The following is an 11,923-nucleotide window of genomic DNA, read 5'->3' on the forward strand; positions in this document are numbered from 1 at the left end:
ATCCCCGACAGGCAAGGAGGCAAGCCGATGGAAGACACCACGACAATCACCAATCGCAGCGACTTCGCGCAGTGGGCCATTGAACGCGCAAGAGCCATCATGGGAGAGGAAGGCGCTGACCTAGCGTTGGCAGCCCAAGGCGGCAATGAGGAGACCATCAGGGCAGCGGGCAACGCCTTGGGGTCTGCGATAAGTGAAGCGCTGCTAGAGGTGTTTGACGCTCTGCTGGACGGTGCGGACTAGGGCATGCAGAGCGGGAGGCGAGAGGCTTGCCGCAATGAGACCCAATGGACATCACTAAGGAGGGGCGTGAGTTGGACCTTCAGCTATGGACTTCGGATAAAGTGGTAGGCGCAGTCATCGCTACAGGCGTTGTCTCAGCGTCTTTTCGCGAGCTCATTGAATTCGTCAAGGGACACAGAAAGAAAAGGCGGGAGGCCCGATACTTAAGTGTCAGCGCAGCAGTAGCGCTTGAAGCCTTTGCCATCGAATGCAAAGACCTCGTGGATATGATGGAAGCAAACTATGAGCAATACCAAGCTGTAGGTTCTATAAACATACCCTCGCCTCCAAAACTGCCAACCGATTGTGATTGGCGGCTGATAGACGTGACACTGATGAACGAGCTACTTTCCTTTGAGAACGGAGTCCGGCAAGCCCAGGCTGATGCTGAGTTCTCAGCGCACTTTGAGGGAAATAGTTGGTCGCACGTCTCGGCTGTTTCAGAGCTTATGGAAAAGGCACAGGGCCTAGCCGCTCAGCTTCGAGCAAACATTGGACTTTCGTAGGTGCCTTGACTCAGCAGCCGGGGGCAGGTGGCCTCTTCATTGCAGAAAGGGGAAGCCTGGGGGTGGCACGGGGGGAAGTGCTCGCCGCCGCTGCCACGTGATCACCTCTGAGGTGTGCGACCCATTTTCTAGTTCACGGACACTTAGTGGGACGAATGAAGGAGAGGCCAAACACCTTGCGCGATCTGTACGAGATTTGCCGACAGAGAAATACCTGCGATAGATCTTAATGCGAGTTTATTCCACACAACCTTTATCTTACTCGCTATTTCATCACCATTATCTAAACCGGCAATTATTGGATGGACCTGCATAAAAGTCGCAAAGATTTCTTTGTAGACTTTCCAGAAGGTTTCGTCTCCGAAGTCCTCAGTGTGTCTGAATACCGTCTCTATTTGCTGCAAGTAATGGCTGAGTACGGCGGCTATTCTAGCGTCGAGCTTTTCGGCTTTCTGGAACTCTTTTATAACTTCTCGGACAGCCGATAGGGCCTCCTCCATTTCGGCAGGCGTGCTTTCCTTTACGCCAGTGATTTGAAATCTCTCAGAGATTGCGTCTAGGATTTCGAGATTTCTTCCCGAAAAGTGGTTCGCAAAGACTTGATGCGTGGGACTGCCGAAGTTGTTGGCATCAAACACTTTCGAGAAGGCTTCAATACATGATAGCCAGCTTGCTCGAACCGTTTCCTTTTGCATCGGTATAGTCCGAACGTCATCGCGTATTGAGTAACACAAGGCAAGGAACGCCTCACGAAATTCCCCATAATCCCCATAACCGAGCGAAGAAGCCACCAGACCAAAAGATTGCCACAGTGGTAAGTTGAAGGCGGTGCTGGTGCCGCCCCCGGGCTGCTTAACGGATATCTCCTGAGATGCGGTCTGCATCCTACCTATCAACGAATGGAGTCGCTCTGCTTTGTCGCTCACCGCTTTTCCCCGATTTACCGCTTATCGTTATGATTTTTGCGCCGCGTGGACAACTGAAGCGAATGCTCTGATCACAACTTTCGCGGAAAACCTACCAACCGCTCTTGCCAACTGACCTTTGCTCCTTCACATTACGTCACATCGCTTTGCTTCGGTCGTGGCGAGATGGCTTTGATTTCAAATTGTTAGGAAGCTCCTTGCGAGCCGTTGAGGCGTCTCTCTTCGGGTGCGCCATTTTCTCCATCATTCCGGAACAGCCGGGCATCAATCTCGATCGAGATGATTTTAAGCCCGATCGGCCCAAAATCAGCCTGATCTCGATCACGTAGTTGGAGCGGAACTCCGTCGAAAACCGCCCACACTTTTCGTCATCCCTTGCTGCTTTGCCTCAACGCATCCTCGGCTGCATGTCGTCCTTTGCCGCGATGGTCCGCAGGGCGGTGCGCAATATCTGATAGGCTTGCTCTCCCAAAAGCTCACGATATCGTCGTTCGATCCCGTCGTTAAATTCGTGAACGATCTGCATCACCTGTCGCGCCTTCGGACCGGCGGTGACGAGCTTAGCGCGCCTGTCCTTAGGGTCGGGCGCCCGCTCGACATAGCCAAGGCGTTCCAGATCATCAATCAGTTCGCCCATCGCGGCCTTGCCCATACCTGCCCTCTCGGCAAGCAGACTGGCTCGGGTTCCTTCTTCATCAATATTGGCAAAGATTGCGCCATGCTTCGGCCGAATGGCTGGATGGCCGCGCTTGTGCAGCGTCTCGGTGAGCGCGTGTGCGGAGGCCTGATAGGCATAGAGCAGAAGTGACTGCGTGTAAGGCGTTACCATATTTCCAATTAATTCCGGTTGCCATATAGTATGGATGCCATATTAAGATAGGGGACTTGAGATGTCACTGTATCCTGACGTTGGACAAGCCGCGCAACAGATCGTTGATGCGTTCGTCGCCGCATGGAATAGCCACGATGCCAGGGCCTTTTCCGCGATATTTGCTCAAGATGCTGATTTCACGAACGTATTTGGAATGAAGGCAAGAGGCCGGTCATCGATCGAGCAGTTTCACAGGCCCATATTCGAGACGATGTTCAAGGATAGTCAGCTCGAAGCAACCGGAACGCAAATTCGTCCTATCCGGCCCGATGTTGTCGCGCTCGACATTCACTGGAGCATGACGGGCGCGCGTGATCCGAGAGGGAATGAATGGCCAGAGCGCCACGGGCTGATCAACATGGTGATCGTGCGCGAACAAGACGTCTGGTCAATTGCTGTCATGCACAACATGGACTTGCCCGAGGACGGCAAAGCGGAAGCTCAGCGTAAGCTGCAGAGCTGACGCGCTCTTCGCGGCCGAGATGTGGGCTACGTGCGGCGAGCCACGATGATGGTGGCGAGCTGCCCGCCAGCAATCGAATCCGTTGCGCTGTCGGCAGATGTCGGATCACATAAAGCCCGGATTTCGCGGCATATACTGCGTCCAGTCTCCATAGCCGGGCGAAGCCATCAACAGCATCGGAAAGGTGATCCGCATGCCTTGCTTGACCGCAAGGCTCAAGGCGCTGTCGCATGTGCCTGGAAGGAACGCCGATATATTCTCAGCGGAACCATCTGCCGCCAGCTTCAACGCAGTCGCAAAGGCATCATGAAGAAAGTCGGGCCGCGTGACCGCGAGCGGCCCTATGTGCCCATTGGAGGCAATATAGCTGTAGCCGACAGGATCGCTGCCGGCGTAGAGCAAAACCCCCGTAGTCGCCGGGTCGTTGAGCAAGTAACGGTGGTGTTTCTCCCGCGAGACGCCTATGGCATGGGAATCGATCTCGACAAGATCTTCCATGGTCGCGGTGCTGTTGTCGATCGCGATGGCACGCAATGGCGGTTCCGGCAGCGTCTGCCTCACCCGTTCGCGTGCCACACTGAAAAAGTAAATCGGCATCTTGGGAAAGAGGCCGTGCCGCATGTAGAGGCCCTGCGAGACACGATTGAAGGTGAAAGTAATCAGCGCCTTGTGAGTCGCCCCCGATTTCCGGGCGTGCTCCATGGTTCGTTCCAATAGTTCATTTCCGATGCCCTGGCCCTGTCGGGCGGGATCGACGAACAGTTGGGCGAGGAACCAAACATTGCCGCAAACCCAACTCCAGGCAAAGCCGAGAATTTCCCCGCCATCTTCTGCGACCCATAGGCCATCAGGATCGTCTTTGAGCGAAAACATCTGAAAGCTGGGAGGGCTTGCTGCCGCCATCGGGCCGAAGCCATGCCGAACGGTAAGATCATTGATGCTGGCAACCACCAGAGCATCGGTCGCTGGCAAATCCTCCGCTCGAGCAGGTCTGTAAACAAGCGACATCGGATAACTCCGGCAAAGGTTTACGGGAGAATGCGAGCCGCAACGCAGCCCAAATCACAATTTCCTCGCCGAAAACATAATGGACTGCATAGGCATGCGCCGCTCGCTATTGCCGAAGCTGCGGCGAAGTTCCTGCAGGATCGCGTCGAAGACCTGTTCGGGTTCGGCGCCTTGGCGCGAGCGGATCTGTTCGGCAGCGGGATTGCCATAGACGAGGCCGCGGGCGAAGGCGGCGATATCGGCGATTTCCTTTTCCACTCTTATGACGGAAATCGTGATGTCGGAGAAACCGGCGTTGATGAGCGATTCCTTGATCGGGTCGATTTGCGCGCAGGAAAACGGCACGGTGTAAAACTGTGGCGGATCGGCGGGGAAAAAGCGTCCGAGGACCCCGTGGGCGATGACGGAGTAGGGATTATAGTCCATCCGGTCCCAGACGCTGAGCAGATAGGTGCCGCCGGAGGAAAGAACACGATGCGCTTCGCGGTGGGCCTTGTCCTTGTCGGGAAAAAACATCAGGCCGAATTGGCATACGACCGCGTCAAAGCTGTCGTCTGCAAAGGGGAGCTGCGTGGCGTCGGCGGTCTGGAAGTCTACCTGGTCGGCAGCGCCGAATTTGGTGCGGGCGATGTCCAGCATCGGCGCATTGAAATCAGTCGCGGTCAGGGACGAGCCGGCGGGCAAGGCATCGCGCAGGCAGCGTGTGACGATCCCGGTGCCTGCGGCGATCTCAAGAACCCGCTGGGGATTGCAGGCGGCGGTGCGTCGCGCGGTATCGGCCGCATAGTCGGCAAAGATAACCGGCCCGAGGCCGGTGTCGTAGTGCTGCGGAATATCGCCGACGAAACGGGCCGTATCTTCGCTCATGGGGCACCTCACAAAGCCGTTGAGGAATAAAGATGCGCTTCATCATACTGCGATTGTGCCCGCTTAACCATGAACGGATGAGGTCGGCGGCGACGCCCTCATCCCGCATTCAATTCCCCTTCGTCATACGCCATCGGAAATGAATGGCTGGGAAGCGCCGAAAACTCTTCGGCGCTCTCCAGCCCCTCCACCTTTACTTCAGAACGATGCGCAGCGGCGCGGTCAGCTTCTTGAAGCCGGAGCGCAGCATGTCGTGCTTGGTCTTAGGGTTCTTGTCGGAAAACATTCCGATGATCGAGGTCTTCAATTTGTCGCGCCATTGGGACTTGCCGGGCGATGTCGGCTTCAGGCCGCAGCGCCGTAGGAGATAGTTCATCTGGTAGACGGCCGCTTGCCTGTCGCAATCGCGCACGCAGAAATGAATGCCGAGAGCGATCGAATAGATATCACCGTTCTTGAAAGCATGCGGCGCTTTCGAGGGGTGGTGGACGCCGGTGCCCTGGTTCAAGGCATAGACCGTCGCCTTGCTTTGTTTCTCGATGGTATATTTGGCGGCGTTGAGATCGCCGATGTAGTATTTTTCGATTTCGTTGTCGGGCAAGACGGAACGGTCGTTTGCGTCCCATATGTTGGCGGTTCGGTTGCCGTGAATCTGGAACAGAAACGTTGCTTCATGGTCGATGTGATAGGGTGTTACAGCCTCAGGCGAGGCCAGGAAGATGTAGGCGTCTTCCCAGGTGACTTCCTCCCGCGAGCAACCCGTGTCGGCGAGGATTTCTGTCATAAGCTGATCAAGCAATGCCCGATATTCGGGATCGCGCTGAACGCTGTAGAGTAGCACCCACGATCCTGATTCCGCCAGATTCGAGATCGCTTCGTTGACGCTCTCCACTTTATCGTGCAGCGGCACGGCCCAGCCGGCGTCCACCGGTGCTCCGCCCGCCTGCCAGCGCACACTTCTCGTGCTCGTGTCCGCAAGCAACGATTTCGCAAGTTCAGCAAGGCGCGGAAGCGAGAACAACCGATGACCGACCAAGTTGTGGCTGAATTGAAATGACCTTTTATTGAAATCATCTCTGAAAGCGTTCGGTTTCACCTCGATATTGCGGGTATCGAGGGAAGCGGGCTTCGTCACGACGGCTGTAGGCATGATCGGAATCCTTCGGGATGACAGAGGTCTCGGAAATCTCACAAAACTGTGATTGTCCTTCACATTTTTGTCATCTAGTCCAATAGGCGACGGATATCCTTCGATTGGATCACCTCATTCCCAATCGGGTGTAGGCCATGCGCTGACACAATCATTTCGATTTTTCTAAAGAATATCAGGCGGATGATCGGGGAGGGGAATAGTTCTGTGGCGTGGCTAAGGTAGGCTTGTCCTTACCCGGTCCTCGGTGCCCCCGCCGCTGATGACCGGCGGCATGGTCACCCCATGCGCCTTGGATCACGCCGCCCCTGCCTCAAGGACGCTTAGGCGCTCGTCTCTTCGGACGCGGATACTTCCGAGTTCGACGCACTCGTGTCCGAAGCGGCTGATGCCGACGGCCAGGTGATGTAGTAGTACTGCGATCCGACCTGGCCGAAATAGGCCTCGTTGCCGGTGGTCTTGTCGACGAAACTGCCGTCGGCGTTCTTCACGAAGGTTGCGTCGGAGCCGCGCTCAAGATGAGCCTTCAGGAAGTCATTCCAATCGGTGGTGGGGATCGTGTCGGCAGTCTTGCTGGTCGTGCCCTGTTCGCTATCGGCATCGACATCCCACGCCTGGATCGAAGAGCCCTTCGTCGGATCGGAAACCGTCAGCGTGCCGTTGTCGAGGGCGTCGAGCATGGCCTGAGCCTGGCCTCCCTTGCCTTCGCTTTTGACGGCGTCCTGCAGGTTTTGTTTCAAAAGATCCATGAACGAGCTGCTGGTCATGTCCGGATCGGATTGCGATGCAGCGGAACTGTCGGTTTGATTTGCCGACAGGCCGTTGAGCATGCTCGTAAGCGATGCCTGTGATTGCGACGGCAGGCTGGAGAGATCACTGCTGCTGTTGCTATCGTCCAGCAGGGGGTCGTCGCTCGAATCCTGCGAAGCGTCTGGTGTCTGCAGCAATTGCAGCGCCATTTGCGATGAGAGTAATCGGGTCGTGGTCAATGCGGAGACCATAGTCGTTCCTTCCCAATATGGCTGGCCCGGCGGCCATCGCGCCGGAAGCTGCCTTTGACGGTCGGTGAACGCACGCCGGACCGGCGGCGCATCAGAGATGCCGCCGACTATAGGACGAAGGACTTACCCGGGGCTTGTGCGTCGGTTTCAGCGCGGCGGCTGGGCGCCATCGCCGTGATGCGCCTTCAGCGGCAATTCCGGCAGGAACAACAGCGCCATCAAGGCCAACGCCATGATGGCGGTTCCGGTGGCGAAGGTCATGGCGATGGCGTGGCGGTAAAGCGCTATGGCCGCGGTGTGGGCTTCCGGCGATGCGGTGGCGAGCTGCTTGAGGCCGCCTTCGGTCAGCGACGATAGACCGTCGGACGAGCCCGTCACCTGCCGCACGCGATAGGAGAGGATCGCACCGGAGCCGGTGACACCAATGAGGCCGCCGAGCGAACGGAAGAAGGCCAGCGTTGCCGTGCCGACGCCGCGATGGGCAAGGGGCAGCGCATTCTGCACCGCCACCGTCATGGTCGGCATCACCAGCCCGAGCCCCAGGCCGAGCGCGAAGATCGGCGGCTCGATGATCGCGAATCCCTTGCTGGTCGCAATGGCCCAAGAGAGCGTGGCGAAGGCCGCCGTCGCAAGGCCGAGGCCGCAAAGCTGGGCCGGCTTGTAGCGACCGGAACGCTGCAGCAGCACGCGGCCGTTGAGCATGGAGGAGATGACGAAGCCGATCATCAGCGGTCCCGTCAGGAAGCCGGAATGCGAGGGGGTGACGCCCATCACCAACTGGAAGAACAACGGGAAGAACAGGGTCGCGCCGAGCATGCCCATGAAGGTCAGGGCCAGTACGAGGCAGGCGATGACAAACAGTCGGTTGCGGAAGAGATCGGGTGGCAGCACCGGCTCCGGCTCATGCCTGATGTGGAAGACAAAGAGAATTCCAAGGACAAGGGCTGCGGCGGAAAGACCGAGAATTTCCGGCGAATCCCAGGCCCATTCATTGCCGCCAAGCGCGAGCGCCAGCAGGAAGCTGGTGGTGCAGGCGGTCAGCAGTACTGCGCCGAGATAGTCGATACGGCGGCTGCGGGTTTGATGCCGCCGCTTCAAGGCGCGGCCGATCATGACGAGCGCCACTGCGCCGATCGGCAGGTTGACGTAGAAGATCCAATGCCAGGAGAGCAGATCGGTGATGAGGCCGCCAAGGATCGGGCCGATGACGCTGCAGACAGCGAAGACGGCGGCGATCGAGCCTTGATTGCGGCCGCGCCTGGCAGGCGGCACGAGGTCGCCGATGATGATTTGCGCCAGGGGCAGCAGCCCGCCGGCGCCAAGGCCCTGAATGGCGCGGAAGATGATGAGCTGCAGCAGCGTTTGCGCCATGCCGCTCAACACCGAGCCGAGAAGGAAGATGAGGATTGCCGCGTAGATCATCGGCTTGCGGCCATACTGGTCGCTGAGCTTGCCGTAGAGCGGCATGGTGCTGGTCGAGGCCAGCACATAGGCGCTGACCACCCAGGAGAGATGCGTGACGCCACCGAGATCGCTGACGATGCGCGGCAGGGCGGTGGCGACGATGCTCTGATCGATGGCGCCGAGGCCAAGCACGATCATCAGGCCAAGGATGACGGCACGGATTTCACGGCGGTCAGGCGCATCGCCTTCGGTGGCTGCCGGCTGCGGAGCGGCCTGTTGAACGTGTTGGGTCATTGTCCGATGTCTCCGAGCGGGCCGATGGCGGCACGGATGGCAGCGCGCGCCTCAGGTGATAATTTGGCAAGTTCGAAGGCGAGCCAGTCGGTCCGCCGCTGCTTTATGCCTTGAATCAGCGCCCGCCCTTTGTCCGTGGCGATTAGACCGCTGCGCCGCCGGTCTTCCGGATCGGGCGCGGAGCGGGTGACGAGGCCTTCGCGTTCCATTGCCTTGATATGTCCCGATATCGTCGGCCCGCGCAGCTTCTCCAGCCGCGCCAGCTCCGCGACGCCAATGCCCGGCTGCTGGAGGATGGCGACGAGAAGAAGCGCCTGCAGCGGCGAGATGCCGGGCTCGTCGTTTTCGCGTCGTAATTGTCGATAAAGGCGATGAAGGGCAGGCCGCAGCGCTTCGGCAAGCGCCATTGCCTCTTCAAGTTCCGGAAGATGTCCGCTGTCGCGCATGACGATCCAAAAGATAGATAGGCTTCCTACCTATCTACATAACCCGCGCTTCCTACTTGCGCAAGCGGTCGAGTCCTTTCGAGCTTTTTCACTTCTTAAAGGCGCCGCCAGATAAATTTGCACTAAACGCAAAAATACAATAATTAAAAAAATGCATTGCCCTGGGATCGCAATTGTGGTTTGCGTATCGGCAATATTGGCCGCGCAATTGCTGGCTGTGCCTTCGAATTGCCACTCTGCTCGGACCTGAATCGCGGCATATTCGATTTCTTTGCTTTAGATTGGATTCCTGGGATGACGACAAAGACGACATGCGCTGATTTCGTGCAGTTCTTCCGGTCCTGGGTAAGCGATCCCATGCGTGTCGCAGCGATTGCGCCGTCCGGCGAACGGTTAGCCCGGCTGATGACGCAGGAGATCGAGCCGCTTGACGGCCCGATCCTCGAGCTTGGCCCCGGCACCGGCGTCTTTACGCGCGCGCTGCTGGCCCGCGGCCTTTCCGAGAGTGACTTGACGCTGATTGAGTTTGGCGAAGAATTTGCCGCTCGATTGCGCGGCCGCTTTCCCGAGACGCGCGTGGTGCAAATGGATGCGGCGCAGCTTGACCAATGCGGCCTGTTTGCCGACGCGCCCTTCGGCGCCGTCATCAGCGGCCTGCCGCTACTCTCCATGTCCCCCGACAAGATCGCCGCAATCGTCGGCGGCGCCTTTGCCACTATGAGGTCCGGCGGCGCTTTCTATCAATTCACCTACGGCCCGCGTTGCCCGGTGTCGCGGTCGATCCTCGATCGTCTCGGCCTGAAAGCGGTGCGCATCGGCAGCACGGTGCGTAACATTCCGCCAGCGGGCGTCTACCGGATTTCACGTAGAAAACCGTTGGAGATCTCGATCGACCGCTCCAAATGTCAGAGCGGTAATGCCGGAGTCGCAGCCTATGCTGCCGAAACCGGCGCGGCCGATCTGGGACGGCCGGAAGCGGGTGCATAGCGGGGTAGTTCATGGCGGACGCGAACGGGATCGACGGCGAAGTGAAGGAAGGCCGGCGCGAACGCAAGCGCCGCCAGACGCGCGAGCGCATCGAAGCGGCGGCGTTGTCGCTGTTCCTCCAGCGCGGCTTCGACGGCACGACGATCGAGGACATCACAGAGGCGGCCGATGTCTCCAAGCGCAGCTTCTTCGATTATTTCCCGAGCAAGGAAGAGGTGGTCTTCGCCTGGCAAGACAGCTTCTCGGATGAACTGGCCGATGCCATCGCCGCACAGCCTAAGAACGCGTCGATCGTCGAGGTCATTGAAGGCGCTTTAACCTCGGCAGTGCTTGCCGCCTCGTCGGATCAGCAGAACTTCGCCATAGCCGCCTTGATCCGCGAGACGCCGGCGCTTTGTGCCCGCGACCAGTTGAAATATGCCAAGCTTGAACAAAAGCTGACGGATGCGCTTTGTGCCCGCTTCGGCGGCGATGAGGAGGAGCAGTTCCGTCTGCGCCTGCTGTCGGCGATCGTCGTCAGCACGCTGCGCGTCGGCGGTGAGCGCTGGAATGAGCGGCCGCAGGAGCTGTCACTGCATGATTACGCCCATCGCGTGTTCGAAGAGCTCTGGACCGCGCTTGCCGAGTTCGGCACGCTGTTGCGGCAACGCAATCCCGATCGCTGATTTCAGGTCAGAGCGCCCGCCGTCTGCGGTGGTTCGACTTGCCGCCGTTGGCGCAGGAAATCGATCAGCGCCCGAAGCTTTGCCGGTACGCGGCGGCGGTCGGCATAATACAGCGTCAGGCCGGCCAGTGCCGGGCTCCAATCGGACAAGATGCGCACCAGCCGTCCGTCGTCCAGAAAGCGGTCGATATAGCCGTTGATCATATAGGCGATGCCGATACCGTCCAATGCTGCCTGCGTCAGCGCGGCGGAATCGTTGAGGATCAGCCGGCCGTTGACCGCAAGTTCGATCTTCTCGCCATTCTTCTCGAATTCCCAGCGCTCGACCTGCCCGCTGGAGGAATGGCGAAAGCCGATGCAATTGTGGTTGAGCAGATCGTGCGGATGTTTCGGAATTCCGTATCGGCCGAGATAGCTGGGCGCCGCAATGATATGGGCTGATATCGCCGGCCCGATCTTCACGGCTACCATGTCGCGCTGAACCAGATCGCCGAAGCGGATGCCGGCGTCGAAGCCCTGGCCGACGATATCGACCAAGGAGCCCTCGATGCGCACCTCCAGCTCGATTTCCGGATAGGCATCGAGGAAATCCCTCAGGATCGGTTGAAGCGCGATCATATAGCCGGCGCGCGCCATATTGATGCGCAGCAGTCCGGCGGGCCTGTCGACCGACTCGCCAAGCTCCTGGGCGGCCGCCGTCAGATCGTGCACGGCGGGGACGACGCGTTCGAGATAGCGCTGGCCTGCCTCGGTCAGGCTAACGCTGCGGGTGGTGCGATTGAAAAGTGCAAGCCGCATTCGGCCTTCCAGTTTGCTGATCGACTGGCTGACCGCCGAGGGCGACACGCCGAGCCGCACGGCGGCTGCCGAAAAGCTCCTTTCCTCCGCGACGATGACGAAGGTCACCAGCCCGTCCAACACGTCCTGACGCATCTGCGCTCTCCGAACGACTCTCCATTTTTGTCTGAGATTAATCAGTTTTTCTAAAAGGGTCATCTTCGATTGATGAGATTATCGAAAATGTCGTCTCGGCCTATCTTGATCGCACTCAGCA

Annotated in this window: 14 protein-coding genes; 5 read left to right on the forward strand and 9 right to left on the reverse strand. The window is 58.6% G+C overall.

Annotated elements, in window-relative coordinates; all coding sequences use genetic code 11:
- The first annotated feature begins 27 nt into the window (after positions 1-27).
- Positions 28-243 (forward strand): hypothetical protein, encoded by a 216-nt coding sequence (locus QA648_RS00480; protein WP_283048917.1) that lies wholly within the window; start codon positions 28-30, stop codon positions 241-243.
- Between the two features lie 44 nt (positions 244-287).
- Positions 288-788, forward strand: a complete 501-nt coding sequence (locus QA648_RS00485) for a hypothetical protein (protein ID WP_283048919.1) — start codon at positions 288-290, stop codon at positions 786-788.
- 143 nt (positions 789-931) lie between these two features.
- On the opposite strand, the gene QA648_RS00490 is transcribed toward QA648_RS00485, so the two are convergent.
- Positions 932-1,714: a hypothetical protein gene (locus QA648_RS00490; protein ID WP_283048921.1), complete on the reverse strand. Its 783-nt coding sequence runs from the start codon at positions 1,712-1,714 to the stop codon at positions 932-934.
- A 388-nt stretch (positions 1,715-2,102) separates the two neighbouring features.
- A complete protein-coding gene (locus tag QA648_RS00495; RefSeq protein ID WP_283048922.1) occupies positions 2,103-2,543 on the reverse strand; it encodes a MarR family winged helix-turn-helix transcriptional regulator in 441 nt (146 codons plus the stop codon).
- Positions 2,544-2,604: 61 nt separating this feature from the next.
- On the opposite strand from QA648_RS00495, the gene QA648_RS00500 reads away from it, so the two are divergent.
- Positions 2,605-3,048: an SgcJ/EcaC family oxidoreductase gene (locus tag QA648_RS00500; RefSeq protein WP_283048924.1), complete on the forward strand. Its 444-nt coding sequence runs from the start codon at positions 2,605-2,607 to the stop codon at positions 3,046-3,048.
- A gap of 105 nt (positions 3,049-3,153) precedes the next feature.
- Here the strand turns inward: QA648_RS00500 and QA648_RS00505 are convergent, their stop codons facing one another.
- The 6 genes from QA648_RS00505 to QA648_RS00530 form a co-directional block, all read right to left on the reverse strand.
- The gene (locus tag QA648_RS00505) at positions 3,154-4,056 is read right to left on the reverse strand and encodes a GNAT family N-acetyltransferase (RefSeq protein ID WP_283048926.1); all 903 of its coding nucleotides are present in this window, start codon (positions 4,054-4,056) and stop codon (positions 3,154-3,156) included.
- A gap of 54 nt (positions 4,057-4,110) precedes the next feature.
- Complete coding sequence (locus tag QA648_RS00510; protein WP_283048928.1) at positions 4,111-4,923, reverse strand: class I SAM-dependent methyltransferase; 813 nt, start codon at positions 4,921-4,923, stop codon at positions 4,111-4,113.
- Positions 4,924-5,116: 193 nt separating this feature from the next.
- The gene (locus QA648_RS00515) at positions 5,117-6,073 is read right to left on the reverse strand and encodes a transcription factor (RefSeq protein ID WP_104821878.1); all 957 of its coding nucleotides are present in this window, start codon (positions 6,071-6,073) and stop codon (positions 5,117-5,119) included.
- Positions 6,074-6,396: 323 nt separating this feature from the next.
- Positions 6,397-7,074 (reverse strand): hypothetical protein, encoded by a 678-nt coding sequence (locus tag QA648_RS00520; RefSeq protein ID WP_283048930.1) that lies wholly within the window; start codon positions 7,072-7,074, stop codon positions 6,397-6,399.
- A 147-nt stretch (positions 7,075-7,221) separates the two neighbouring features.
- A complete protein-coding gene (locus QA648_RS00525) occupies positions 7,222-8,772 on the reverse strand; it encodes an MDR family MFS transporter (protein WP_283048932.1) in 1,551 nt (516 codons plus the stop codon).
- Positions 8,769-9,218: a MarR family transcriptional regulator gene (locus QA648_RS00530; protein WP_283048934.1), complete on the reverse strand. Its 450-nt coding sequence runs from the start codon at positions 9,216-9,218 to the stop codon at positions 8,769-8,771. The genes QA648_RS00525 and QA648_RS00530 overlap by 4 nt, the downstream gene beginning before the upstream one ends.
- Positions 9,219-9,512: 294 nt before the next feature.
- On the opposite strand from QA648_RS00530, the gene QA648_RS00535 reads away from it, so the two are divergent.
- Positions 9,513-10,205: a methyltransferase domain-containing protein gene (locus tag QA648_RS00535; protein ID WP_283048936.1), complete on the forward strand. Its 693-nt coding sequence runs from the start codon at positions 9,513-9,515 to the stop codon at positions 10,203-10,205.
- A gap of 11 nt (positions 10,206-10,216) precedes the next feature.
- Positions 10,217-10,870: a TetR family transcriptional regulator gene (locus QA648_RS00540; protein ID WP_283048937.1), complete on the forward strand. Its 654-nt coding sequence runs from the start codon at positions 10,217-10,219 to the stop codon at positions 10,868-10,870.
- 2 nt (positions 10,871-10,872) lie between these two features.
- Here QA648_RS00540 and QA648_RS00545 read toward each other — a convergent pair whose 3' ends face one another.
- Positions 10,873-11,802 carry a LysR family transcriptional regulator gene (locus QA648_RS00545; RefSeq protein ID WP_283048939.1) on the reverse strand — a complete coding sequence of 310 codons (930 nt, stop codon included), beginning with the start codon at positions 11,800-11,802 and terminating at the stop codon, positions 10,873-10,875.
- Positions 11,803-11,923: the final 121 nt, after the last annotated feature.

This window comes from Rhizobium sp. CB3171, from assembly GCF_029714265.1.
Classification (GTDB): Bacteria; Pseudomonadota; Alphaproteobacteria; order Rhizobiales; family Rhizobiaceae; genus Rhizobium.